Source organism: Ktedonobacter sp. SOSP1-52, assembly GCF_016587395.1.
On the sequence record NZ_BNJH01000006.1, the window covers coordinates 400,805 to 426,590 of the forward strand.

Genomic DNA, 25,786 nt, shown 5'->3' on the forward strand with positions numbered 1-25,786 from the left:
CTGTATGCTCTTGGAGAGAGCCTGAACCAAAGGCATAGATAAGGCTGCGACCACACAATAACTTGTGTGGTCGCAAGTGAAGGTAAAACCATTACGAGCATAGGTTACCAGAGGAGAGGAGTATCTTGAAGGGGCGTACACTGAAGATGTTTCATCTCCTGCTTAGCCCGTTTCAAGTCTTCCTGCTGGTCCGCAAACTCTCGATGCTTTTGTCGTAGCTGTTCGAGTTGCTCACGAAACAAGACCTGTTGAGCCTGGAAAGAATCCAATGCTTTCAAGTGTTCCTCAAAAGACTGTTTCCACTGAAGGAAGCGTTCCTCATTTTTGCTCGCACCCCCAAATGAAGACACAGTCTTGTTTGTTTCATCCATAAAGCAAACTCCTTGTGTGATACGGTGGAGGATAAACTTTTCCCTTCTAGTAAAGGTCACGAAAAAGACATCCATTTCGTTTAGCGCAGAGTTGCGCTACCAGGTTTTGTATTGGAAAAGGACTCTATTGTGAGGACTGACGATAGACCGACTTGTGGATAAAGTTACGCAAAATATTGACACAAATGGATGGAGATGTAAGCACGAGTAACTGCTTGAGCTTGCGTATAACCTGGCCGCCATCTTCTGCACATGATTCGCCAAGTATCTCGTAGGTTGCTGTAAAGTAGGAAAGAAAAATTTGACAAAAGGAAGCGTACTCATTTGTCAATTGTGTGGGATTGCATTTCTTCAGGCGTTGGCAGAGTGAAAAGGCCTCTTCGTCAAGTACGCCCTTATTTTGATGAGGAGTGGGATAATCAATTGCGAACGTAAGATAAGCCATGAGGATCGCATCAGTTTTTACCTTGTCTTCTTCTTCAGGGAGTGTGTATTGATAATGTGGTTGGGATGATGGTGAGTGGTCTAGCATTCCGCTTCCTTCAAAAAAATCTATGGAATTCTTAGCATCTACTCTAAAACACGTCCACAAGACAACAAAAGTAACACGTAAGAGTGGTTGCTTCTTCGTGCATAGAGAGAGTAGTAAGGCTTTTTACTGGAAGGTATGCATAATTTATGGCAAGCTTGCGATCAAATACTGCTACTTTTGACTATCTCCTAGCGTGTACCCCTTATAAAGGATTGGAAATTTAGAGAAAGTATAGCCCTACAATAAAACAGCTATACCTTTTAAATAGAGAAGTTAAGGCTCCTATAAACACATGTCTGAGAGATAGAGAGGTAGATATGAATCTGGGAAAAGGTGTAGTCAATACCAGCATGTACTTGCTGGATCCGACTGACATCGGCGAGCATTTCCTATACTTGCGTTATGGATCATTTTATATTCGTACTGGCTACAATGAAATCCATTTTTCTCCTCAAGAAGCCATGCAAATGTTGGAGTGGCTTGAGCAGCATCGAGATTTGCTGCAACAGACTACGCAAAATGAGTAGTTTTCAAAGAGAAATAGAGTAGCCAATATGCATAAGGAACACACGAAGCCAGGAGCGCGCAATCTAAGAAGGAGCAAGCTTACTACAAATAGTAAGCTTGCTCCTTCTTCACATCTGTATACAGAAGTTAGTGAGCAAAGACTTCTTTCAGGCCCTGTTTGCGCATATTGTCAAGACGTTTCAACAGGTTTTTATCTGCTACCTGTTCAGGTTGCTCAATTGAGGATCGCGTCTGAGTGAGGAAGGCAGCCGCGATCTCAAAGGCTCCCAGGCCTAGAAGGGTCCCTATTGTGCCTGGTTTACGGTTGTCTGCGTCTAAAAAGAGAAATGGTAAGGTCGCAAGCGATATACCAGTGACACAATCGAGCGCTAGGTGCGTTTTCATCGGAATGACCTTGAGTAAACCAGCCTCATAGCGCGTCATAGCACTGACACTCAGTGTGTTCAGGGCAACGCCGGTGACCGCCGTAGTCAGAGATTTGTCCCAGTGTAATGCTCGTGGCAGCACGAAGAGGGTGGCTGAAGAAACGTAATCAAGGATACCATGTGTCTTAGTCGAGATGGGTCGCATATATATGTCCTCCCTGTACATTGCTGTAAATGCTACTTCTGGTTCATCCACACCCGCATAGGTGCCTATTCTGACAACGACCGAGGACGTGAGAAAGATGACAAAATTGACGTGAACTTTCTCCTGGCTGTGCTATACTGTTTGTATCACTCTTTGGCGCAAAAGAAAGCAAAAGTGGCATGCCATCCTTCAATTTTGAACAGCTAGAATCGCATAACAGCCAATCCCCCCAACCCAAACGCGAGTATATCCAGGGAACTGTTGAGCGTGTGACGTACCACGCGGAAGACTCAGGCTATACCGTCGCGCGCTTTCACGTTCCCGGACGGCGTGACCTGGTGACGGTCGTTGGCCGCTTTCCTGCGATAGCCGCCGGGCAGAGCCTGCGCCTCACCGGCTTCTGGCGCGAGCACCCCAAGTATGGCGAGCAATTTCAGGCGCTCTCCGCCCAGGAGACGAAGCCTGCCACCCTGACCGGCATTGAAAAATACCTGGGGAGCGGACTCATCAAGGGGATTGGACCCGTGACGGCGAAACGCATTGTGGCCCACTTTCAGCTTGATACATTGGAGATTATTGAGCAAACACCAGCGCGCCTGGTGGAGGTACCCGGGATTGGGGCCTCGCGCGCGCAGAAGATCGCCAGCGCCTGGGCGGCACAAAAAGCCATTAAAGAGGTCATGATCTTCCTCCAGGGGCATGGCGTCTCTCCCACCTATGCCGTAAAAATCTATAAGCAGTATGGCGATGAGGCCATCGAGATCGTTTCCAGGAATCCCTATCAACTCGCCACCGATATTTATGGTATTGGTTTTATTACCGCCGATACTATTGCGCGCAACCTGGGGATCGCGCCTGACTCGGATTTTCGTTACCAGGCGGGAATCCTGCATATTCTGGGCCAGGCCTCGGACGAGGGGCATTGTTTTCTGCCAGAAACGGTCCTTGTCGAGCGCAGTGTAGAACAACTGGCTCTGCCCGAGTTTCCCGTTGCCGCCGAGCGCATCCTCGCCCTGCTTGGACAGATGGTGGAGGCGCAGGAACTAATAGCCCAGGCGGGCTATGAGGACTTGGCGCAAGAGCGTATCTACTACTCACCAGCCTTTTACCATACGGAGGCGGCATTGGCGCGGCGTCTCTCCACGTTTGTGCGTCATCCAGTGGAGGTGGACCAGGCGCGTGTCCAGCGCTGGATTGAGGGGTATACACAGAAGAAAAGCATCGAGCTTTCAGAGGAGCAGCGTCATGCGGTGGAACTGGCCGCCTCTTCACGCCTGCTCGTCCTGACTGGCGGGCCTGGCTGTGGCAAGACGTTTACCACGCGTACTATTGTGGCCCTGTGGAAGGCCATGGGCAAGTCGCTGCTACTGGCAGCCCCTACGGGACGCGCTGCCCAGCGCCTCGCTGAGGTCAGTGGGCACGAGGCGAAGACTGTCCATCGCCTGCTCGCGTTTGATCCTAAGACGATGGGCTTTCGCCATAATGAGGAGAATCCCCTGGTGGTAGATGTCCTGGTCGTGGACGAGGTTTCGATGCTGGACCTCTTCCTCGCGCACTCACTTTTCAAGGCCCTGCCGCCCCATGCCCAGATCTTGCTGGTAGGGGACAGTGACCAGTTACCAAGCGTGGGACCAGGCATGGTACTCTACGATATGATTGCCTCGCGCCAGGTGCCAGTGGTGCGTCTGACCTCGATCTTCCGCCAGGCGGCGGAGAGCCACATCATTATGAACGCGCATCGTATCAACGCCGGACAGTTTCCTCAACTCACTCCCACAACCAGGTTTAGCGCTTCGGACTGCTTATGGCTGGAGGCGGCGGAGCCTGAGTTGGGAGCGGAAGGCATCGCACACCTGGTGCAGCAGTACCTGCCTGCGCACGGAATCGACCCGATACGCGAGGTCCAGATCCTCTCACCCTCTACACGGGGCGATGTCGGTACCCGCCAGCTCAACGCCCTTTTGCAGGAACTACTCAACCCGCGACGACACGGGGTTGCTGAGCTTGCACGCGGTAGTGGCTATTTGCGTGTGGGAGATCGCGTCATCCAGCAGGTCAATGACTACCAGCGCGAGGTCTTTAATGGCGACCTGGGCACGATTAAGGCCATTGATGTAGAGGAGCAAGAACTGGTGGTGCAATTTGCCGAGCGCGAGGTGCATTATGACTATGCCGATCTGGGCGAGCTTTCCCTGGCCTGGGCCATAACCATTCATAAATCGCAGGGCAGCGAATATCCTGTCGTCATTTTGCCCCTCTTTACGCAACACTATATGCTCTTAAGTCGTAACCTGCTCTACACCGGCCTGACACGCGCACAGAGGCGTGCTATTCTCGTTGGCCCTACAAAGGCGATTGGTATGGCTGTCAACTGTATTTTGGATCGTAAGCGCTATACTGCTCTCGCGGATCGCCTCAAAGGAATGCCAGAGACCACGTTCGAGGCATCGTGAAACAGGGCTGTGCTCAAGCATATGGTAGTTTTTGGAGGCTTTGATATAGTGTCTCAAGGTAGGAGGTACAAGGTGGCAGAAGCGATCTTCTAGCCCAGAGGGAGCTCACGACAGATTAAGAGCACAGAGCGAATCGTGCCATCTTCCTGGTAGAGGGGTGTCCCCAGTACATGCACAAAATGAGTTTTTTTATCAAAAGTGCGGATAAACACATCCATTGATTTGGGTCCCATCAGCACTTCGCCACGAAAGACATGGCTTTGCGGCCAACGCGTATCAGGTAAGAGACGCCCTCGCTCATCATAGATTTCAAAGAGCGGGCCCATTAGCCATGCTTGTTCAAGGGGAAGGCCTTCTGGCAGCGAGAGTAAATGATAAGCCTCCCGGTTCATATGACACAGCCCATTATCCTCTACGATAAATATGGCATCTTTCAGTGTGTTCAGGAGCGCATCCCGTTGTTGATCGCTGGTGGGTTCTCTCACACTTTGCTCCCTTCTACTACACACGCGCACAACTATGTCTCGCTTAGAGCACGAAGCTTGGAGGCCAAAAAGTTTCGCTATGACCATGTTTAGGTACAACGTAACATATAATACGCCTACACATATGTTACATATACAATAATCGACAGTTACAGAGGATCGAGCGAGAAAGCTCCGCTCATTCATGACGGGAATGAATCGCCGTTCCTTTTGCCTCTCGCGTTTCCAGATCCTTCAAGTGGAAAAAGAAGAAGACAGGAGAATCTCTAGAAGGAGCAAGGATGTGCTCATCTACGAATACAAGTTAGATGGCAGCAAAGCGCACTATGCCGCCATTGAGGAGGCAATTCGCATTGTGCAGTTCATTCGCAACAAATGCCTCCGTCTCTGGATGGACGAACACGCCAACAAGAATGAGTTGCAGTGCTATTGCGCCGTCCTTGCCAAAGCGTTCTCCTTTGTCTCTTGCCTTAACTCACAAGCACGTCAAGCCAGTGCGGATCGGGCGTGGTCTGCCATCGCTCGCTTTTATGACAACTGCAAGCAAAAGAAGCCAGGGAAGAAGGGGTACCCTCGTTTTCAGCATGATAACAGAAGCGTCGAGTATAAGACGACAGGATGGAAACTTGAACCCGATGGAAAACACATCACCTTCACCGATAGCTGTGGGATCGGTCGCCTGCGCTTGGTTGGCACACGTGATATTGAAACCTTCCCTCTCAAACAGATCAAGCGAGTCCGTTTAATACGTCGTGCTGATGGCCACTATTGCCAGTTTGCAGTGCAGGCTGAGCGAAAGATTGAACATATTCCCACTGGGAAACAGGTTGGCATTGACGTTGGCTTGAAGGCATTCTATACCGATTCTGAAGGCAGAATCGTTGAGAACCCACGCCACTATCGCAAAGCTGAAAAACGTCTCAAACGGTTGCAACGTCGCCTCTCGAAGAAACAGAAAAAGAGACAGAATCGCAAAAAGGCACACAAAGCGGTTGCCAAAGCGCATTTGAAAGTCCAAAGGCAGCGTGAAGATTTTGCCAGGAAACAGGCAAACGCGCTCGTCTCGTCTCACGACCTGATTGCCTTTGAAGACTTGCAGATCCGCAATATGGTAAGAAACAGGCACCTGGCCAAGAGCATCAGCGATGCCGGATGGGGACGGTTTCTCACCTGGATGAACTACTACGCTGCTTTGCACCATATCCCTGTCATCGCAGTTCCTCCGCACTACACCAGTCAGAACTGTTCAGCGTGTGGCACACTCATCAAAAAGAGCCTAAGTGTGCGCACTCATACATGTACTGGCTGCGGCGTGGTATTAGATAGAGATCACAATGCGGCAATGAACATTTTGCAGAAGGCCCTCAGTACCGTAGGGCATACGGGAACTGATGCACCTGTGAGTGCATGAAACGCTTCTGGACAGGATGGCCTCTACAACGCCTCAGCAATGGGACGCTGCAAGCAACCTGGATGAGAGAAGAATCCCCCTGGATTTATCCGGGGGAGTGTCAATAAGCATAAGAGAGGGTATTGGATGCTATTTTTCGGGATGGATATATCGCGGTCCCCTCTGGTCCTGGCCTGGGCATATCTATCGATAAAGATGCAGTCAGGAAGACTGCGACGCGTGGTCATACCTGGCATAACCCCGTCTAGCATACTGTAGATGGTGCTATAGCAGAGTGGTAGAAAGGTGGTATCAAGAGAGAAATAAAATGGGCGAGGGAGGTATGCAACACCTCCCTCGCCCACAAACAGCATTCTTTTAGAGTAAGCCACCATGATTGTTATTGTTGTTGTTGCCACCTAATGCGCCACCCAGCGGATTGCCCTGTCCGCCCAGGAAGCGATTGGCCGCATAGGCCGCCACGCCTGCTACGGCGATCTTTGCGAGGGGGCTACTGAGCGCGCCACCGGGGCCAAAGATCTGTTTCAGCAGGTCGGGATCTTTCTGCTGAGTATAACTGGTCACGCGCGCGGCCTCAGCAGGCGACATCGAATAGGGATCTGTATTTTGTACTCCCGCCTGCTGAGGGGAGAATCCCCGTTGTGTCAATCCACCAAGCAAATTCTGCAAGAGTCCACCGCGCTGCTCAGGTGGCATCTGCGCATAGACCTGCTCATGGGCCTGCTCTAGCTCCTGTGGCGAGGCCTGCTGGGCAAACTGATTATAGTTCTGCCAGGCTTCCTGGTGGGGGATCTGGTTATAGTTTCCTTGCTGCCAGGCGTTCGCATATTGTTGCTGATTCGTAAAATTCATAGACATTACACTCCTTTATCATGCAGCTTTTCTTTTTATTTTGCTTAAAGCATCGGCCTTGCATTTAAGAATGTCTCCCTTTCCACGCTTTAAGGCAAATAGAAGTTTCAGTGAGAATCTGCCAGATTCTCACTGGCTAAAGAGAAGCACTACCAGCACAAACAAAAGAGCCGGGATACCCCGGCTCTTTTGTTTGTATGGGTTTGTCTATGCTTGACAACGAAATTAGATGTTGATGTCCCAGATGGTTTGCCCACTCTCCATGATATCGTTGTCAAACAGGAAGGTGAATTGTTTCTGGTTGGCGGGCACCTGATAGACGAGGTCACCTCTGATCTTATCGCCGGTGGCAACCTTGCCATCAGGTGGATTGGAAACGCTAGAGCTCAGGAAGGCGCTCTTGGCCTCGGTTCCATCCGCCTCTCTTAGTCTAAAGTTGAGCAGGCTACTGATGATCTGCTCTTTAGCGCTAATATTGTGTGTCGTGACATTGATGATAATAAAAATATTGCCATCGTCGGGCTTGAGATAGTCCTCGCCGTTAGAAGTCTTCACAGAATTAACGGTGACTTCCCATGTATCGCCCGTTTTGACGGTCTGGCCTACCGTATAATGTTTGCTGCCCCCTGATGACTGATTTGTATCGGGCGTGCTTCCAGTATTCGTATCGTTGTTGCTGCTGGTAGTGGCAGTACTGGTAGCGCTTGTGATAGCGTTAGAGGCGCGGAAAGCGAATGCGCTGATGACGCCGCACGCTACCAGTACGAGCAGTAGGACAACGCCTCCAATCACCAGTCCTTTGCCAAGGCCGCTTTTCTTTGGTGGTTGCTGAGGATAAGGTGGATAACCTGGCTGTGGGGCATAGGGCGAATAGGGTGCCTGCATCTCTGGCTGAGGATAGGGCGGATAGGGCTCATGTTGGCCAGACTGCGGCGAATACGATGAATAGGGTGCCTGCGGATCAGGCTGTGGGGGATAAGGCGCGTAAGGTGCCTGAGGTGGATAATCAGGTTGTGAGCCCTGATAGGGCGGTTGATAGGGTGGTTGTGGGTATTGTGGATAATCGCTCAAGAGAATTAGCCCTCCATAGTATGAATGTGGTTTCTTTAGGTATAAACGAACCAGCCTACCAATTGTACAATGCGAGTTTTACCTGTTTATAGGTAATAGTCATGAAGAGCAAGGTTGGTACTAAACCTTGCTCTTCATGGCGTCGAAATAAGCCAGAACCTGACCCATTTTTTGCCTGATTTCGCGAATATATTTTATACTTGCCTTAGGTAGGAGGAAGTTCAAAGATTGTAGGCTTCTTTCGAGTCGTATATCGTCCTACTGGAGCGAGAAAGGAATTATATGCCTTCTGTATTGCCTGATAACGAGCAGCTTCGTCGCGAGGCTGAGACACGCGCTTTTGTTGATCACGAATTGCAGCAGCGCTTCGCGCCTGAAGATGATGCTTTGCGTAATTCACTCCTGCGTGCGCAGGGCGCAGGGGTTCCCGCGGGACAGATTTCGCCCCTGCAAGGGAAGCTGTTACAGGTCCTGGCGCTGACCTGTGGCGCGCGTCGCATCCTCGAAATTGGATCGATGGCAGGATATTCAGGGATCTGGTTGGCGCGTGCGCTTCCCGCGGGAGGAAAGCTGATCTCGTTGGAGGTCAATGACAAGCATGCTGAGCTGGCGCGTGCCAACCTGGCAGAAGCGGGTCTGGCAGAACGGGCAGAGGTACGCGTAGGGTCGGCCCTTGAGCTTTTGCCGGTGCTGGTCTCCGAGGCGCCCTTCGACCTGATATTTATCGACGCAGATAAGCGCAATAATCCCCAGTACCTGGAATGGGCGCTCAAATTGAGCCGCCATGGGTCATTGATTGTGGCAGACAATATTGTGCGCAATGGGCAGGCTTTTCAGGCATCGCCTCCTGATGAGAGCGCCGCTGGTGCCGCGGCCTACAATCGCATGATTCTTGAACATCCGCAGCTAGTGAGCGTGGCCTTCCCCCATGATGATGTCAATAACGGTATTGACGGTTTCTCTATCTCTGTAGTGCAAAGCAAGGATGCTTGAGGCCATACTAAGGTACAGCTACGCCTCCATTTTATACTGATATTGCCCGCCTCAGATAGACAGTAAATATGTGCAAGTGCTTTTCAGTAGCTGAGAAATGGAGGTGTTTCAATGCAGTGTAAGGAGCGACTGGAGACCTACCTTCAGGAACAGCATGTGCCTTTTCATGAGCAGCAGCATGAGCGGGCCTTGAGCGCTCAACAGGTTGCGGAGTGCGAGCACATTTCGAGCAAGAAGTTTGCCAAGGAGGTCATCGCCTTTGCCGATGGCAAGATGATCGAGCTGTCGCTTCCTGCCTCAAGTTATGTGGATCTTGAAAAAATTCGCACCGCGCTGGGGGCTAAAGAGGTGCTTCTGGCACAGGAGAAGGAACTGGCCGATGCCTTCCCAGATTGTGAAGTTGGCGCTATGCCTCCCTTTGGGAATCTCTACGGTTTACCCGTCTATGTCGAGAAGAGCCTGACAACACAGGAGGAGATTACCTTTCCCGTTGGGACGCATACAGAAACCATGAGCGTGCGCTATGCTGACTTTGCGAACCTAGTGCACCCTCATGTCATGGAGTTTGCGCGCTCTAGCTCAGCGGTTTAGTAGTTAGTAGTAGAGAACGTGGTAGTGGGCTGGTTATGCCAGCCCACTACCACGTTCATGCTTTTTTATGCCAGTATAGAGGGTGTGCTACCAGTTAGGGCCATAGCCGGGGTAGTCGCTATTGCCACCGGGGTAAGGATAGTTGCCACTGGGGTAGCCGTTATTCCCACCAGGATAAGGGTAACCGCCACTGGGGTAGCCCGGATAGCCAGTGTTCCCACCATTTGTAGAGCCGCTGGTATTGGGGTTACAGTTGTTATGGCGATATCCACGATGATAGCAAGGAGGATTGGTATCTCCGCCAGTGTTCCCACCGGTATTGGTGCTACCACTGCCACTGGTGTCGCCACCAGTAGTCGTGCCAGTGCTACCGCCGCTGGTTGTGCTATCGCTCTTAGCCGCGAGGTCGCGAGCGATATTCCAGGCGTCGGGGGTACCCATGCCAGTGGCCATGTCATAGCCCTGCGCGGCCTTGTAGTACAGGTTATTGCCGCTGGTGACGTCGTGGTAGGGGGCATACTGCTGCTGGTTCTTATACAGGCTATACAGCGCCTCGTGTCCACTGCCTAGAGTTGGCTTGTTCTGAGCTTGCAGGTACTGGTTGACGTTGGTAGCGATACCGGCCCAGAGAGGGGCCGCAGCACTGGTGCCACCAACGATGTCCCAGTGACCCTGAATGTAGAGTGAGTAGCCGCTATTAATATCGGCGTCTGCCGATATATCGGGCACAGCACGTTTAGCATTCGACTGTACGCCATCCTGGTAGGCTGGACGGCTGAAGTGCTGGCTGATGCCGCCACCGCCGCCACCAACGCGCTGACCGCTTGGAGAGCTCCACGCCGACTCGCTGGCATAGGTGTTATCGCTATTGATGCTTAGTTTCGTACCACCTACACCCACGACATGGGGATCGCCGGCGGGATAATCGACGTTGAGCTGTTTATCGTCACAGCCATAGGCCCCGGAGTCGCCTGAAGCAGCGAAGAAGGCCTGTCCCTGGGCCACGCCCTGTTTGAAGACGTTGTCCATGGCGTCGACGAGGGCTGTGCCGGTATCGCGCTCACACTGACCCCAGCTAATGCTAATCACCTTAGCGCTATTGTCGCTGACAATGCGGTTATAGATGTCCAGGGCACCATTCGCGCTGTTGGGACCAATGTAGACCTTCTGCGTCGCCTGGGGCGCGATAGCCGAGAGGACCTCCATATCCAACTCAACCTCGGGTGCGCCGCTGCCCGCCGTATTTCTGGCGCCATCAATCAGTACATTTGAATATTTGGTTGAACCAAGGTTGTAATGCTGAAGATATGTATTCACATTGCTGGGAGTGTAGCCATCCAGCTCGAAGAGCGCCACTGTCTGGCCCTTCCCATTGTAACCCGCGTTCAAGAGCGGGTTGATATTATATGCCGCACGCAGCTCGGTTGGCGTATAGCCACCAACGGGACCGCTGCCAGGGACGGCGCTGGCACGAGGTGCGAACTGGGCGAAGTGACGATAGTGGGCAATGGAGTCCAGGCCCGAGACATGCAGGACCACGTCACCCAGGTCAGCAGGCACTGATGGCTCATCTGTAGGTGCATAGACTACCTGCCCATCAATCTGGTAATCCGAGATCGAGACAGCGAAGGCCTTTTCTGCATTCTCCATGCTTCCGCTCATGCTGATCAGCTGATGATTGGAAGAAACGTTGTCTATGCTTAAGCCATTAGCCCGCAAATAATCGCTTACGTGCTCAATAGTCTGTTCATCAGGTGCGAAATGTTCCGTAAAGTATTCTGGCGTAATATAACGGTGATACAAGGACGAATGGGGATCATTCTGTGCGGCTATTAGTGCATCTAACTGTGCCTCATTACGCAGGCGTAGTGAGACTGCAAGGTGCATGCTTTGACGACTATCCGCGGCGTGCATTGGCTTATACTGCTTCAGCACTGGAGCAATATGTCCCCGCATCGTATAACGGGGCGCAAACTTGGCGTGAGTCGCTGTTCTCTGGGCCGCAATCATGGCGGTAACCAGTAGGAGCAGCATCATAAATGTAGCTGGGAAAGTCCATTTCCATGAAGTCGACTTCGTGTTCCTCCTCCGCATAGTGCCTCGCTTCCTAACCATAAACAGACTTCAAGAGGTCGCAACACAGCGTTTCTACACACACCGGCCAGCCAGAAGGGCTGGCTCAAGAGCATATGTTTCTTATAGCTGTGCCTTGTCTACAGGATACATTGATATGCATTGATACACAATGAACTAAAAAAATAACAGCACAAAAGTACTAATAGAAATTTTTGTATGCCTGAGAGTGTGAATGTAAATCTTGCTTATGGCCAGAATATAGGTTATACTTACATTGTTACTTTGGTACATTGGTAAAAAGATGGCGAAAAGGAGAAATGTATGGAGCAGGCAGGCAAGAGGCATGGTAATCAGGATATTGTGGTAGAGCGTGTGCAAACAGGTATGCGCATGGAGAAGCGTATGGTGAAGGTTCTTAAAGGGCTTGCGGAGTATCTGGATATGTCACTTGGTGATCTTATGGAGGGCATTGTCCTGCATGCCTTTGCTGGTGAGGCACCCTTTGGCCCACAAACCCAGGCGCAGATTCAGCGCTTGAAGGAGGTCTACGGCATGGATTATGGAGCCGATGCCAGCCACCGCCTGCGCGAGGAGTAATACCAGGCACAAAGTGAAATTCACAAAGTATGTAGGGTCCGTGCATGCACGGACCCTACATACTTTGTGAATTTCACTTTTTAGCGCTCAAAGCGCTTATCGGGCCGTCTCTTAATATCAGGTTCAGGTGGGGTGATGACAGTATGGGGAGTGGGTTCCTCTTTCGGGATGAGCGATGGACCCTGTCCCATTGTCGAAGTCTGTTCTGTTGACCCTGGTCCACGTTCCATACGTGGTTCCTGGGAGAGCGAGACCCGGCTTTCACTCTCCAGACTCTTTGGCTGGTTCAGGAAGCGCTCGCTTAGCATACGGCGCATCTCTTCGCCTTTCTTTGGGGCGACGAGCAGACCTACGCCAACGCCAACGAGAATGCCATTCATGAACTTACCCACAATAATGCCCCTTTCTCTAAGTATTACCTGCCAGTGCTCCACGCCAGCTCTTTCCATAAAGACCTTCTTCTCATGGAGCCTCACTTCAGGTGACACGTAGAGAAAGCGGGAAAAGTTCTATGACTTCTTGCCACTACGTGGCTCGCAGGGTTAGAGTGTGTGGGTGGAAATGCCGCGGCATTTCCACCCACACACTCTAACCCTGCGAAGCGCCGCAGATGCTGAGATCGTCTTTTGAAGAGCGGAGCGGCATAGTTATGCTCAGATTGAGAGACAAAGGCCCCTTTATATCTTCAGTTTATAGGCCTTTTTGGCTAAGTCATAGGCCAGGTCGACTATCATTTCAGCGGCGTCCTCTTCATCAATGATGCCTCGTACAACCAGACCAGCCAGCCAATCCGCGCTGGCGCGCCGCCACAAGTCATGGCGTGCTGGAATAGAGGGATAGGCACGGGTATCGTCATTGAAGCCCACCGTATTGTAGATACCAGCCGTCTCTATTACGTTATCGAAGAAGCGACGGATACCATTCAGGCTATCAAAAAACCACCAGGGCGGTCCCAGGCGCAGGGCTGGATAGTGTCCTGCCAGCGGCGCGAGTTCCCGGCTATACGTGCTCTCATCGAGATTGAAGACAATCAAGGTCAGGTCGCGCTCGCGTCCAAAGGCATCGAGCAGGGGCTTAAAGTTATGCGTAAACTCGCTCGCCGTCGGAATGTCAGCGCCCATATCGGCTCCAAAGCGCTCGTGAAGCAGAGCGTTATGGTTACGATAGCTGCCGAGGTGCAGTTGCATAACGAGACCATCTTCGACACTCATGCGAGCCATTTCAATGAGCATATGGCCCGTAAAGCGGCGTGCGTCATCAGCCGAGGCCTCACCCCGCAAGGCACGCTGGAAGATACGTTCGGCCCCGCCCTCACTCAGGCGCTCGGTATAGGTAGAGGTCGCACCGTGGTCTGTGGCGGTAGCTCCCATCTCCTTAAAGAAGCGCCGCCGCTGCTCAAGCGCGGCGATATAGGAGCGATAGCCGCTAATCTCGCTAGCCGAGACCTCGCTCAGGCGTTCTATATTGGCCGCGAAGTGCTGATTATCGATATTGACCACCGCATCAGGGCGGAAGGTAGGGATGACGCGTCCGTTCCAGCCAGACTGGCGAATGGCTCGGTGATGATCCAGGGTATCCGTAGCGGCGTCGGTGGTCGCGAGCACTTCAATGTGAAAGCGCTCAAACATCTGGCGCGGCTGAAAGACTGGACTACGCAGCTTCTCTTCAAGGAGATCATAGATTTTTTGCGCATTGGCGGAGTTCATTTTCTCCTCAATGCCAAAGATATTGCGTAGCTCGTCGCGCAGCCAGAGGCTGGAGGGCGTGCCACGGAAGAGATGCCAGTGATCGCAGACGGTCTGCCAGATCTGGCGATGATCGGGCGGGGTGAAGTGGCTCTCCTGCGCCTTGGGAGTTATACCCAGCTCCTCTAGCGAAATACCCTGGGAGTAGAGCATACGGAAAATATAGTGATCGGGGATGATCAGGAGATCGACAGGACTCCCCCAGCCATAGCTGCTTGCGGCAAGCATCGCCGGATTGACATGACCATGAACGCAGACAAGTGGCAGATCCTTGACCTGTGTATATAAATTCAAAGCAACCCGGCGTTGCGCAGGATCAGGCGAGAAGAAGCGTTCTTCCTGGAGTTGCATCATTGTTTCTCCTTCTTTACTACATTTTCTAGAAATTTGGACTCACCATTCTACAATTCTACAGTTCTACAGTTCTACAGTTTCACAGTTTCACAGTTTCCAGGAAAACACATATTTCGCCAATGTGCAAGCCGCACTGCATTGCGAAGTAGCCTGTGTACTACATACAGAAGCGAAAGAACTTGTAGGGGTCCATGCAGATCGCGAGGCTCCATGCTACAATAGCAGTATTGAGGATGGAAAAGGAGATATGACCGTACGTGACTACTACACAGAAGCTTCCCAATTGGGATATGACCGTGATCTATCCTGGCCTGCAAGCGCCTGAGTTTGAGCAGGGCTTTGCCGCCGGGATACGCGAGATCGATGAGCTAGCCGCGCTCTTCGATCAGTACCAGGTGGCCGAACGCCCGGCGCTGGTGGTAGATGATGCCCTGGCGCAGGCCTTTGAGGCCGTGCTGGCGCGCTACAACGAGGTGCTGGAGCGCAGCGAGACCCTATTTACCTACATCAATTGTTTTGTAGATACCAATTCGGAGGATACGCTGGCTCAGGCGAAGCTGAGTGAGCTGATGAACGCCTATGTGCGCCTCTCGCAGTTGGGGACGCGCTTCACGGCCTGGATTGGCTCGCTGGATGTGGAGGCGCTACTCGCTAAATCCGAGCAGGCGCGTCAACACGCGCATCTCTTGCGCCGCGCCCAGATTCAGGCGCGCCATCTGATGTCGCCCGCCGAGGAGATGCTGGCCTCTGAGCTGAATGTGAGTAGTGGCTTGGCCTGGAGCCGCCTGCATGGCAACCTGACCTCGCAGCTCAAGGTAACGCTGGAGCTAGAGGGCGAGACGAAAGAGTATCCCATGAGTACCGTGCGTAACATGTCATACTCTCCAGATCGCGAGGTGCGCAGATGCGCCCACGAGGCCGAGCTGGCTGCCTGGAAGAGCGTGTCTGTTCCTCTGGCGGCCTCGCTGAATAGCATCAAGAACGAGACAAATGTGCTGGCGGATAAGCGTGGCTGGTCCTCCGCTCTGGAGGCGACGCTCTTCCTGAATAGCATCGATCAGCAGACGCTGGACGCCATGCTGGAGGCGGCTCGCGAGTCCTTTCCAGATATGCGGCGCTACCTGAAGGCCAAGGCGCGTGCTCTGGGCCTGGAGAAGCTGAGCTGGTACGATCTAAACGCGCCAATCAGTAAGAGCGAGAAGAACTGGTCGTACGAGGCCGCGAGCCGCTTTATTATCGAGCAGTTTGGCAGTTTCTCCGAGCGCCTGGCGGACCTGGCGCGGAGCGCGTTCAACGAGAACTGGATTGATGCTGGACCGCGTCCAGGCAAGGTCGATGGCGCTTACTGTGCCGGGCTGCGGCGGGGAGAGTCGCGCATCCTGGCGAACTACTCGCCCTCCTATGAGAGCATGAGCACGCTGGCACACGAGCTGGGCCATGCCTATCATAACTTGAATATGCGTGAGTGCACGGCTCTACAGAGCGGCTCGCCCATGACTCTGGCGGAGACCGCCAGCATCTTTTGTGAGACTATTATCCGCAACGCCGCGCTCAAGGACGCCAATAGGCAGGAGCAGATGGCTATCCTCTCCTCGTCGCTCCAAAGCTCGTTTATGGTGGTAGTAGACATCACCAGCCGCTTCCTCTTTGAGCAGGGTGTGTTTGAGAAGCGTAAGCAGCGTGAACTCTCGGTGGATGAGCTGAACAACTTGATGCTGGATTCCCAGCGCCAGACCTATGGCGATGGCCTGGACGAGGCCGAGCTGCATCCCTATATGTGGGCGGTCAAAGGGCACTATTATAGCAGCGATTTCCCCTACTATAACTACCCCTACATGTTTGGCCTGCTCTTCGGCCTGGGTCTCTACGCACGCTACCAGCAAGATCCCGAAGCCTTCAAGCAGGGCTATGACGAGTTGCTCTCCTCAACTGGCATGGCGAACGCAACCGAACTGGCGGCTCGCTTTGGCATTAATATCCGCTCCAAAGACTTCTGGTGCTCCAGCCTGGCCATCGTACGCCAGGATATCGAACGCCTCGAGGAACTAGTCGACAGCCTTTAGCCCTGAGTAAGGTGTATGGCGGCGTAGTGTGGGTTGACAGCCATAGGCTGTCAACCCACACTACGGGCATGAAAGGATAGTACTAATCGGCATAGAGAAGCAAGTAGCATGTTAATAACGGCTTTTAAATCGTCATATAACAATGTGGAAATATAAAAAAGTCTCTTCTAAAATTCATCAAGGGTAAATGACAAATGAACGATATTGTTCAGCAGGTCCCTTTTCTCGATCAGGAGCATGCCTTGCCTGCCGTTAAGTTTTCTGGATTTCAACTGAGTAAGGCCCTGCTCTTTTTTCTCGTCGGACTCGGTGGCTACCTCTTCTTTGTGTTGTTAAGCACGGCGCCTGTGAGCTACTTGCGCTTCTTTCCCCAACCAAAGTACTGGCTAACGAAGGAGATTCTCCATTATTCTACCCCCCATGTGCCAGACAATTTGCATATCGTTTCGGATGGCTTGATCTCTCACCAGCATACGGGCTTTTTTGAACTGCTCTTCTTCATGTTGCTGGCTCTGCTCTGCTATATATTTTGCGCCTTTTGTATTTATAAGCAGCGCGCGGGCCAGCGTCTCACACTTATTGTTACCATTCTGGCCGCATTCTTTGTTGGCTTGATGTATGTTTATACTCAGGCTTCGCTCTCGGACGATGTTGTTCCCTACATATTTTATGGACGCATTTTAGCGGTTTATCATGCCAATCCATATTTTGATATCCCAATAAAGTTTTCCCAAGATCCGCTCTATCCAGACATGTACTGGAAGAACGTCGTAACGGGCTATGGACCTATCTGGACGCTTGTTTCGGCGGGCCTGGCGGGCCTGGGAAATGGTCATGAGTTACGCAGCATTATGCTCTTTCGCTTTATGAGCCTGGGTCTGCACCTATGTAATACGTTGCTCGTTATGGCTATTCTGCGTGCTAGCGGTCAGAAGCAGAAGACTATAGTGTTGGGAACCTTTCTCTACGGGTTAAATCCCTTCCTGGTCTTTGAATGCTGCAATGGTGCGCATAACGATTTCATGATGATAATGTTTATTCTCCTGGGCCTCTGGCGAGCCATCTACGCTATCCGCTCTGAAGTTGTAAGCCTGCGTACTGCTTTATTGCCAGTTTTGCTCCTGGCGACCGCTGGCCTGATTAAGTATAGTGCATTACCTGTGTGTGGCCTGTTTATAGTGTTGTTAATGTGCAAGGTCCTGCGCCAGGATTCCAGGCAACCCTTCTTCTCTGCCCTTAGGTTGCACTGGCGCCAGGCACTCTTCTACGGGATAATTCTGAGCTTGCTTGTTGCTGTTGTGTTTGTTGGTAGTTACACGCCGTTCATGGTTGGGCATTCCTTGAGCGCCATTGTGAATGCTCTGTTTAATATCCCCATCACTAGCCTGATGCATAGTTCAAATGCATATACCATGCTTCTGCTGCGCAATGATCATCGCTTGCCAGCTCCACTGTACTTCTTAACTGAGCTTACTTTCTGGAAGGTGATGAGTTTACTCTTTATGGGTTGCGCTTTTGTTATAGGTGTTGTGCTCATCTGGCGCGACCTCACTGTACGCAGCCTGGTTCTGGCCTCTCTGCTCTTCTTTGCCGCCTTCTTCTATACAAGCCCTTACTACTATCCCTGGTATGCCTCCTGGGTAGTAAGCTTCGTGGGACTTTGCCTTCCCCTGGGCAGGCAACGCCTGGCACGCGGGCTGGTCGCTTTCGCCCTCTGCCTCTCCTGGACAACGACGTTCTTCTACTACAATAATGTTGCGGCCTGGACTATAACTGTGGACCATGCCTCCTCGCCGTTTTTTAACCAGGAGCTCTTCCTGGGTATTGCAGGGTTCGCTCTACCTGTGCTGGTCGGTATCCTGGCGGTCCTCCCCTATCGCTTTAATAAGCGGTTGGCTACCGAGAGTGTTCAGGCTGACCTGGCATGATTTCTCGCCATTATGTGCTTCGTATAGAGGAAGGGGTGTGGTGGTGGATTGGCGGAGCCAATCCACCACCACACCCCTTCCTCTATACGAAGCACAGTAGGTGGAGGAGAGGAAGGTGGATATGCGCTGGGTATGGACAGGTGCTACAATACTCTCATCCCCACTGTTCCGTTTTTAGAAGGAGAGAGAGTTTCGTGTCAACAACAGCATTGCCGCATTGGGACATGACAGTGATCTATCCTGGGTTGGACTCGCCGGAGTTCGCTCAGGGGCTGAGCCAGGTCTTACAACATATTGATGAGCTAGCGAGCTTCTTTACTGAGAAGCAGGTGCAGGCCTTACCGGCAACTCCAGTGCTCGATGAAGCCTTTGTGCGTGACTTTGAGCAGGTCATAGCGCGTTACAATGCCATGAGCGACGAGGTACGTACCATCTCTGTCTATATCAGCAGCTTCGTCAATACCAACTCGCAAGACAACCTGGCCCAGGCGAAGTATAGCGAGTTGCAGCGCGGCCTGACGTTGTTAGCGCAACAATCTACCCGTTTTACGGCCTGGATTGGCTCGCTCGACGTTGAGGCGCTAATTGAGCGCTCGCAGGTAGCCCGAGATCACGCCTTCCCGCTGCGTAAAGCATATAAGCAGGCACGCCACCTGATGTCGCCCGTTGAGGAGGAGCTGGCCTCTGAACTCAATGTCAGTAGCGGCTCAGCCTGGACCAAATTGCATGGCAATATTTCTTCCCAACTTAATGTGCCGCTGAAGATCGATGGCGAGACGAAGAGCTATCCCATGAGCGCCATTCGCAACATGGCCTTTAGCGAGGAACGCGACCTGCGCCGGCGTGCCTACGAGGCTGAACTAGCTGCCTGGAAGAGCAGCGCGGTCCCTCTGGCCTCGGCGCTCAATAGCATCAAGAACGAGGTCAACGTGATCTCGCGTCGTCGCCAGTGGGAGTCGCCGCTGGAGGCCTCGCTCTTTGATAGCAGTATTGATCGTGAGACGCTTGACGCTATGCTCTCGGCGGCGCGCGCCTCTTTTCCCGATTGGCGACGCTATTTGCGTACCAAGGCGCGCCTGCTGGGCCTGGAGAAACTGACCTGGTACGATCTCTTCGCTCCCGTGGCGCGGGAGAGCAAGGTCTGGGAGTTCTCAGAGGCCAGTAACTTTATTATTGAGCAGTTTGGAACCTACTCTCAGCGCCTCTCGGACTACGCGGCGCGTGCCTTCCGCGAGCGCTGGATCGACGCCGAGCCTCGTCCTGGCAAGCGCGATGGTGCCTATTGTGCCTCCCTACGCGCTGATGAGTCGCGCATCCTGGCCAACTTCAAACCGGCCTTTGCTGGCATGAGCACATTAGCGCATGAGCTAGGACATGGCTATCACAACCTGAATATGCTTAAGCGTACGGCCTTGCAGCGCCGGCATCCCATGACCCTGGCGGAGACGGCCAGCATCTTCTGCGAGACCATCATTCGCCACGCGGCCCTGCACCAGGTCGAACCTTCCGAGCAGATCGCTATCCTGGAGGCCTCGCTCCAGGGTTCATGCCAGGTTGTTGTAGATATTACCAGCCGCTTCCTCTTCGAGCAGAATGTCTTCGAGAAGCGCCAGCGTCGCGAGCTCTCAGTCGATGAGCTAAACGAACTGATGCTGGATTCGCAGCGCCAGACCTATGGCGATGGCCTGGATGAAGCCGTGCTGCACCCTTATATGTGGGCGGTCAAGGGCCATTACTACAACACGGGGCGCTCCTACTACAACTACCCCTACATGTTTGGTCTGCTCTTCGGCCTGGGCCTCTATGCTCGCTATCAGCAGCAGCCCGAGGAGTTTAAGCAGAGCTATGACGACCTGCTCTCCTCAACCGGCATGGCCAGCGCCGCCGAGCTAGCCCAGCGCTTTGGCATCGACATCCACAGCGAGTCCTTCTGGCGCTCCAGCCTCGACATTACCCGCCAGGATATCGACCTTTTCGAGCAATTGGCAGAGAAGTAGTAAGGTCTAACACAAGTTGGTGGCGCTGGCACGTAGTCAGCGCCACCAACTTGTATTAGACATAATCCGCAATTCCAGATCACCTCACCAATTATGATTTTTCTAGACCGCTATGTGTAGAAAGCTTTGTGATATCACAGCAATTTTTGCAGAAACCTTAACGTTACTATAGGTAAATGTGAGGGCTTCGCTAAAAAGCTTGTATCTGTATGCAAAAGAAGAATAGGAGAGGTGAGTTGTATTTAAGTTATGGAGTATCCAGGCATAAATGGTCAATACACTCTCGCTTCTTACTCCTGGGTGCGCTTGGGCTGTTGATTGTGTCCGGGTTAGCCTGTGGCATGAGCTCCAGAGGTACTGCTACTGGTCCAGAAGTTCCAGTAACGGCATGTCGTACCCAGGGTGAGGTGAAGCCGGGCGAATATGTTGCGGGAGAGAAGGCCCTGGTTGCGGCTTTTCGCTCAGGGAGTGGCTCTGACGCAAGATTAGTTTTGTGTTTCCTGCGCACACGGGATGGGGCCTTACTCAAGCATTATGATATAGCATCTACTATGGTGGTAGACAGAGTAGATGACCAGGTGTATGTGGTGGCCAATAACGGCGCGTTATGTGCAATTAATTTGCATGATGGACGGCAGCAGTGGTGTCAGGAACAGGTAGTTGGTAGTAGCTTCTCGCATATTTTAAGTCAGAACGGCATCATTTATTTAAAAGTAAGTCAGACCCTGCCTGGTGACGTAGTGGGAGGTGATGCTGTATTTGCTTTGAATGCAGCTAACGGACAATTTTTATGGTATTATGACATCGATAGGTATGGTGGGGACTCTTTAGGTAACTTTGCGCTTGCTGATGGTATTATCTATACAACGACATATAGTGACGATAACGAACGAAGTAATCCCGGAACGTCGGATCCGAAAAGCGCCAGGCGTAGCGTTTGTGCTCTAGAGGCCAACAATGGCAAACAAATCTGGTGTTCACGCCTGGCCGAAACGGGGAATGTTGGCATCGCCGTTGATGGGAAAGTCTATGTGTGGACCGCGACGTATGAAGATAGTTGGGCAACTGTTCCTCATGTGGCACTTTATACCCTAGACCCTCTTACAGGTGCGCTGGATAAAAGGCAACCTTTAGGCCCGTTGGAGGTACGCAAGCAGCAGCCTCTATTTACGGTCTCCCAAGGTGTGATCTTTTTTACGGTTGGCTCGGCACAACAGAACGACTATACTGAACAAGTGCTGGCCCTGAACGCGAATACCGGCAACCTGTATTGGAAAGTGACTTTTCCTGTGTGGATCTGGGAGGTATGGGATCAAAGCGAGGTGCTATATGCTGGCTACGGAGCTGGTATCAATGTGAGGGCTTTGCGATCAGGTGATGGGTCACAGGTCTGGCAATATACAACGCCATCTCAGTATGAACCATCAGCCCTTCAAAAGCCTGTTTTTGCGCAGGATGAACGCTCAATCTATGTCATGGCCTCTTTTGATTCCTATTCTTCAATTCTAGCAATTGATAGATATACTGGTCAACCGCTCTGGCAGGATAGTAGTTGTTTTAACCCTCCTGTTATGGCCGTGACAGCAACGCCTCTCCCTAATCATAAACCTTTGCTGCCTGGCCGTTGTTATTGGGGTGATCATGCATCAACACAGCCCACGCAGTTGCTAGGCTTTACGGTGCTCTAGCTTCTTCATTTGCCTGGTTACTACTTCTCCGAAAACCTGAGCGCGAAGCGCTAGTCACGAGAGTGACGTTGGGTTTCGGAATAAGATCTTATTGCCTGACTGAGGAAGTGGTATGCCCTGTTTTGAGAAAAGTGGCACTTTCTTTGGAGCCACATAGCGCGCGATAATACTGGGCAGGGTTTTAGAGTACCATCATATGAAGAGCAGGAGCAAATATGCCAGAGAAGCAGGCTTTTACCTTAGCAGATATATTTGCCGCGCGTGAGCAGACGGGAAAGCTCTATCACGAGTTTTTGCGTGTACCCTCGATGAGCGTGGGCCTCTACCAGTTGGAGGTGGGCGCGAGCGATCCCCAGCCGCCGCACACTGAGGACGAACTATATTATATCGTTCAGGGGCGTGGTCAGCTTCAGGTGGCGCAGGAGCATATCGCGGTCGAGCCAGGCTCGTTGGTCTTTGTTCCCGCCAACATGGAGCACCGTTTTCATTCGATCACGGAGGCTCTGAGCGTGCTTGTCTTCTTCGCACCCGCGGAATATTCGCAGCGTAGGTGAGGTGCGCTACTTACTACCCTAAAGGGCACAAAGTACGCGCCTACGCTGAGGGCTTGCACACCGCTGGGAGGCCCAGGTGCGTTAGTAAGTAGCGCATATTCCATGTTATACTACGCTTAATACCCTTGTTTTCCCTGGAGGTGAGCGCGCACAATGATGTCGCGCGCTATGGTCATACGATGTCGCAAGGAGGTCAGTGTATGACATGGACTCAATCCTACACGCCTGTCCTGGGTAATCTCTTCCTCTCCGCGCTTATCGCGGCCCTACCTGTTATCGTACTGCTTGGTCTACTAGGTTTCTTTCATGTGCGAGCACATTGGGCCGCCCTGGCGGGCCTGGCTACAGCCTTGCTTGCCGCGCTCCTCGTCTTTGGTATGCCCGCACAAAAAGCTCTTGCCGCTACGCTGAATGGCGCGGCCTACGGCCTCTTTCCCATTGGCTGGATTATTATTGGCGCTATCTTTGTCTACGATATTACCGTGCGCACAGGCAATTTTGAGATTGTCAAGCAGACGGTGGCGAACCTGGCGGATGACCGTCGTCTGCAATTGCTTTTGATTGCCTTTAGCTTCGGGGCCTTCGTTGAAGGAGCGGCCGGCTTTGGTACGCCAGTCGCGGTGACGGCGGCTATGCTGATTGGCTTGGGCTTTCGTCCCCTGCCCGCGGCGGGCCTGGCTTTGATTGGGAATACCGCACCTGTGGCCTTTGGCGCGCTCGGGGCGCCCATCAACGGTTTGTCGACAGTCACAGGGATTCCAGTAGATGTGTTGAGTGCGATGATCGGGCGCCAGCTCCCCTTCTTCTCGCTTATCGTTCCCTTCTGGCTCATCTTCGCCATGTCGGGCTGGAGAAGTATGCTTGAGGTCTGGCCCGCCTGCCTGGTTACAGGTCTGAGCTTCGCGTTGACGCAGTTTGTGATTAGTAACTACTTTACCTATACACTGGTGGATATTATTGGTGCCCTGGTCTCGATTCTCTGCCTGGTCGTTTTTCTGCGTATCTGGAAGCCTAAGACAACCTGGCGTTTTGCTGAGGAGCGCGAGGCGCTTGCGACCTCTGCGAATACGCCAGAGGAGACTTCAGCGACCGAGGGGGGAGTGGTAGCTGGAGGGCAACCTATTCCAGCCTCGGCGAGCGCTGTTTCACTGGATGAGAGCGATGTTGAGTCGGTGCGTGCTACGACCAGTGCTTCTGGCGTGGGCGAGGTCAGCCTTGCTCCTGACGCTGGGGAGATTTCTTTTCAGCGCGCCCTTATAGCCTGGCTGCCCTGGATTATTCTCGCCGTGATTCTTTTCATCTGGGGCCTGGCGGGCGTCAAAGCCTGGTTCAACGCTCTCTCCGATCCCAAGATTCCCGTGCCCTTCCTGCACAACCTTGTTCTGCGCGCTCCACCAGTTGTTGCTACGCCGACGAAGGAGGCCGCGCTCTTTGATTTCAACTGGCTCTCCGCCACGGGTACGGCCCTGCTGCTTACGGGTGTCATCTCGGGCTTTGTCCTGGGCTTGAAGCCTTTGGAGCTCTTGAAAACCTTCTGGGGCACGCTGATGCGCCTGCGTTTCTCGCTCCTGACCATTGCGGCTATGCTTGCGATAGGCTACACGACGCGTTACGCTGGCCTGGATGCGACCATGGGCCTGGCCTTTGCTAGCACGGGTCTGCTCTTTCCTTTCTTCTCGCCCGTTCTGGGCTGGCTTGGCGTGGCTTTGACGGGGAGCGATACCTCATCCAACGTGCTCTTTGGAAGCTTGCAGACCATCACAGCCAAAAAACTGGGCATCTCACCTGTACTGGCCGCTGCCTCCAATTCCAGTGGAGGTGTGATGGGTAAGATGCTCGACGCCCAGAGCATTGTCGTCGCGGGCGTCGCTACGGGCCAGAAGGGTGGCGAGGGCGATATCCTGCGCTATGTCTTCGTGCATAGTGTGATTCTGGTTTCCCTGGTAGGCATTCTCGTTCTGCTCCAGGCATATGTCTTCCCGGGCATGATTCCCTAGTGTGAGCGGTGAAAAAATAGCAGGATACAGGCCAGCAACGGAAGTGTGATCGTTTCCGTTGCTGGCCTTCTCGCTTTTCTCACATCTGCGCCCAGGGCGATATTTTTTCGCCGCGCATGAATTGTGTCAGGAACTTCTCCGCTGGATGTGAGATCTTCTGGATGGTCTCGATGACGGCCTGGTGGTCGTAATCGACGAAGCGTTGCTGGATCTGGTAGCTATTTGCATTGGTATTGAGCAGCGCATAGCTGGCTTGTAGCGAGGGGATGATCGGATTGCTCACACTGCCCAGGTTTAGCACATGTACGTTTTCCACGCGACGCTCCAGGGGGAAATGTGTATGTCCAACAATTACCAGGTCAGCCTCTGCTGGGGCGAGAGCCTTGCGCAATTCCTCCTCACTCAAGGCCGGATGTATGCCTGGACCGTCATCCAGGCCCGGCGCAGCGTGTACGCCCAACACACGTGTGCCATTCGGCAGGGTCAGACGAATCTCCAGCGGGAGTTCGGCCAGCCAATCCCACCAGCCTCGCGCCTGAATAAAGCCCTGAGTCCAGGCAAAGTTTGCTGAGAGTTCGGCCAACTTGGTAACCAGGTGGGGATGAGTCTGCGCCTCTTCCAGGGTAGGTCCAGGTCGCTCGCCAGTAATGATGTAGCGATCAGTATTGCCACGCGTAAAGCTGGCGTTGGGCAAGGTTGTGACTCGTTCGAGCACACCCACTGGATCGTGACCAAGTGCCGAGAAGTCACCCAGTATCCAGTAACCATCGGCGCCTCCCTGCTTCTGAATATCCTCTAGAACTGCATCCAACGCGATGGAATTGCCATGAATGTCAGACAAGATAGCGAGACGCATGCTGTGTCCTTTCGACAGTAATTTTACCAGAAATATGGAGCTCTATCTATAAGAGTATAGATGAGAAGTACAGT

At 52.7% G+C, this 25,786-nt stretch carries 23 protein-coding genes; 13 read left to right on the plus strand and 10 right to left on the minus strand.

The genetic code is table 11. The annotated features are described in order from the left end of the window. Positions 1 to 104: 104 nt before the first annotated feature. Complete coding sequence (locus tag JMJ16_RS46880; protein ID WP_201392866.1) at positions 105 to 371, minus strand: hypothetical protein; 267 nt, start codon at positions 369 to 371, stop codon at positions 105 to 107. Between the two features lie 124 nt (positions 372 to 495). Further along, entirely contained in the window at positions 496 to 903 is a 408-nt protein-coding gene (locus JMJ16_RS46885) for a hypothetical protein (RefSeq protein ID WP_201392868.1), read from the minus strand. Positions 904 to 1,220: 317 nt separating this feature from the next. On the opposite strand from JMJ16_RS46885, the gene JMJ16_RS46890 reads away from it, so the two are divergent. Further along, on the plus strand, positions 1,221 to 1,430 hold the full coding sequence (locus JMJ16_RS46890; RefSeq protein ID WP_201392870.1) for a hypothetical protein: 210 nt from the start codon (positions 1,221 to 1,223) through the stop codon (positions 1,428 to 1,430). Positions 1,431 to 1,557: 127 nt separating this feature from the next. Here the strand turns inward: JMJ16_RS46890 and JMJ16_RS46895 are convergent, their stop codons facing one another. After that, on the minus strand, positions 1,558 to 2,001 hold the full coding sequence (locus JMJ16_RS46895; protein WP_201392871.1) for a hypothetical protein: 444 nt from the start codon (positions 1,999 to 2,001) through the stop codon (positions 1,558 to 1,560). Between the two features lie 179 nt (positions 2,002 to 2,180). Between JMJ16_RS46895 and JMJ16_RS46900 the strand changes: the two genes are divergently transcribed. Continuing rightward, a complete protein-coding gene (locus JMJ16_RS46900) occupies positions 2,181 to 4,454 on the plus strand; it encodes an ATP-dependent RecD-like DNA helicase (protein ID WP_201392872.1) in 2,274 nt (757 codons plus the stop codon). Positions 4,455 to 4,543: 89 nt separating this feature from the next. On the opposite strand, the gene JMJ16_RS46905 is transcribed toward JMJ16_RS46900, so the two are convergent. Next, positions 4,544 to 4,939: a hypothetical protein gene (locus tag JMJ16_RS46905; RefSeq protein ID WP_201392873.1), complete on the minus strand. Its 396-nt coding sequence runs from the start codon at positions 4,937 to 4,939 to the stop codon at positions 4,544 to 4,546. 283 nt (positions 4,940 to 5,222) lie between these two features. Here JMJ16_RS46905 and JMJ16_RS46910 point away from each other — a divergent pair, with 283 nt between their 5' ends. Continuing rightward, on the plus strand, positions 5,223 to 6,350 hold the full coding sequence (locus JMJ16_RS46910; RefSeq protein WP_201392874.1) for an RNA-guided endonuclease TnpB family protein: 1,128 nt from the start codon (positions 5,223 to 5,225) through the stop codon (positions 6,348 to 6,350). A 122-nt stretch (positions 6,351 to 6,472) separates the two neighbouring features. After that, positions 6,473 to 6,598: a hypothetical protein gene (locus JMJ16_RS56295; protein ID WP_255553318.1), complete on the plus strand. Its 126-nt coding sequence runs from the start codon at positions 6,473 to 6,475 to the stop codon at positions 6,596 to 6,598. Between the two features lie 109 nt (positions 6,599 to 6,707). Here the strand turns inward: JMJ16_RS56295 and JMJ16_RS46915 are convergent, their stop codons facing one another. Both JMJ16_RS46915 and JMJ16_RS46920 read right to left on the minus strand, forming a co-directional pair. Continuing rightward, complete coding sequence (locus JMJ16_RS46915) at positions 6,708 to 7,202, minus strand: hypothetical protein (RefSeq protein WP_201392875.1); 495 nt, start codon at positions 7,200 to 7,202, stop codon at positions 6,708 to 6,710. A gap of 225 nt (positions 7,203 to 7,427) precedes the next feature. Continuing rightward, positions 7,428 to 8,273: a DUF4352 domain-containing protein gene (locus JMJ16_RS46920; RefSeq protein WP_201392876.1), complete on the minus strand. Its 846-nt coding sequence runs from the start codon at positions 8,271 to 8,273 to the stop codon at positions 7,428 to 7,430. Positions 8,274 to 8,555: 282 nt separating this feature from the next. On the opposite strand from JMJ16_RS46920, the gene JMJ16_RS46925 reads away from it, so the two are divergent. Next, the gene (locus tag JMJ16_RS46925; RefSeq protein WP_201392877.1) at positions 8,556 to 9,266 is read left to right on the plus strand and encodes an O-methyltransferase; all 711 of its coding nucleotides are present in this window, start codon (positions 8,556 to 8,558) and stop codon (positions 9,264 to 9,266) included. A 111-nt stretch (positions 9,267 to 9,377) separates the two neighbouring features. Then, positions 9,378 to 9,857 (plus strand): aminoacyl-tRNA deacylase, encoded by a 480-nt coding sequence (locus JMJ16_RS46930; RefSeq protein ID WP_201392591.1) that lies wholly within the window; start codon positions 9,378 to 9,380, stop codon positions 9,855 to 9,857. An 87-nt stretch (positions 9,858 to 9,944) separates the two neighbouring features. Here JMJ16_RS46930 and JMJ16_RS46935 read toward each other — a convergent pair whose 3' ends face one another. Then, positions 9,945 to 11,894 (minus strand): protease pro-enzyme activation domain-containing protein, encoded by a 1,950-nt coding sequence (locus tag JMJ16_RS46935; protein ID WP_236602029.1) that lies wholly within the window; start codon positions 11,892 to 11,894, stop codon positions 9,945 to 9,947. A gap of 360 nt (positions 11,895 to 12,254) precedes the next feature. Here JMJ16_RS46935 and JMJ16_RS46940 point away from each other — a divergent pair, with 360 nt between their 5' ends. Further along, entirely contained in the window at positions 12,255 to 12,530 is a 276-nt protein-coding gene (locus tag JMJ16_RS46940; RefSeq protein ID WP_201392878.1) for a hypothetical protein, read from the plus strand. 80 nt (positions 12,531 to 12,610) lie between these two features. Here JMJ16_RS46940 and JMJ16_RS46945 read toward each other — a convergent pair whose 3' ends face one another. Continuing rightward, positions 12,611 to 12,979, minus strand: coding sequence for a YtxH domain-containing protein (locus tag JMJ16_RS46945; protein ID WP_201375129.1), 369 nt, complete (start codon positions 12,977 to 12,979; stop codon positions 12,611 to 12,613). A gap of 228 nt (positions 12,980 to 13,207) precedes the next feature. Next, positions 13,208 to 14,629 (minus strand): glucuronate isomerase, encoded by a 1,422-nt coding sequence (gene uxaC, locus JMJ16_RS46950; RefSeq protein WP_201392880.1) that lies wholly within the window; start codon positions 14,627 to 14,629, stop codon positions 13,208 to 13,210. Positions 14,630 to 14,886: 257 nt separating this feature from the next. On the opposite strand from uxaC, the gene JMJ16_RS46955 reads away from it, so the two are divergent. The 6 genes from JMJ16_RS46955 to JMJ16_RS46980 all read left to right on the plus strand — a co-directional run bounded on the left by JMJ16_RS46955 (position 14,887) and on the right by JMJ16_RS46980 (position 24,856). Next, on the plus strand, positions 14,887 to 16,692 hold the full coding sequence (locus tag JMJ16_RS46955) for a M3 family oligoendopeptidase (protein WP_201392882.1): 1,806 nt from the start codon (positions 14,887 to 14,889) through the stop codon (positions 16,690 to 16,692). A 194-nt stretch (positions 16,693 to 16,886) separates the two neighbouring features. Beyond that, positions 16,887 to 18,620: a hypothetical protein gene (locus JMJ16_RS46960; protein WP_201392884.1), complete on the plus strand. Its 1,734-nt coding sequence runs from the start codon at positions 16,887 to 16,889 to the stop codon at positions 18,618 to 18,620. A gap of 224 nt (positions 18,621 to 18,844) precedes the next feature. Continuing rightward, positions 18,845 to 20,617 (plus strand): M3 family oligoendopeptidase, encoded by a 1,773-nt coding sequence (locus JMJ16_RS46965; RefSeq protein WP_201393632.1) that lies wholly within the window; start codon positions 18,845 to 18,847, stop codon positions 20,615 to 20,617. A gap of 341 nt (positions 20,618 to 20,958) precedes the next feature. Continuing rightward, a complete protein-coding gene (locus JMJ16_RS46970; protein WP_236602031.1) occupies positions 20,959 to 22,305 on the plus strand; it encodes a PQQ-binding-like beta-propeller repeat protein in 1,347 nt (448 codons plus the stop codon). A 215-nt stretch (positions 22,306 to 22,520) separates the two neighbouring features. Next, positions 22,521 to 22,859, plus strand: a complete 339-nt coding sequence (locus JMJ16_RS46975; RefSeq protein WP_236602032.1) for a cupin domain-containing protein — start codon at positions 22,521 to 22,523, stop codon at positions 22,857 to 22,859. Between the two features lie 200 nt (positions 22,860 to 23,059). Further along, positions 23,060 to 24,856, plus strand: coding sequence for an L-lactate permease (locus JMJ16_RS46980; RefSeq protein WP_201392888.1), 1,797 nt, complete (start codon positions 23,060 to 23,062; stop codon positions 24,854 to 24,856). A gap of 79 nt (positions 24,857 to 24,935) precedes the next feature. Here JMJ16_RS46980 and JMJ16_RS46985 read toward each other — a convergent pair whose 3' ends face one another. Further along, positions 24,936 to 25,712 carry a metallophosphoesterase gene (locus tag JMJ16_RS46985; protein WP_201392889.1) on the minus strand — a complete coding sequence of 259 codons (777 nt, stop codon included), beginning with the start codon at positions 25,710 to 25,712 and terminating at the stop codon, positions 24,936 to 24,938. Positions 25,713 to 25,786 lie beyond the last annotated feature (74 nt).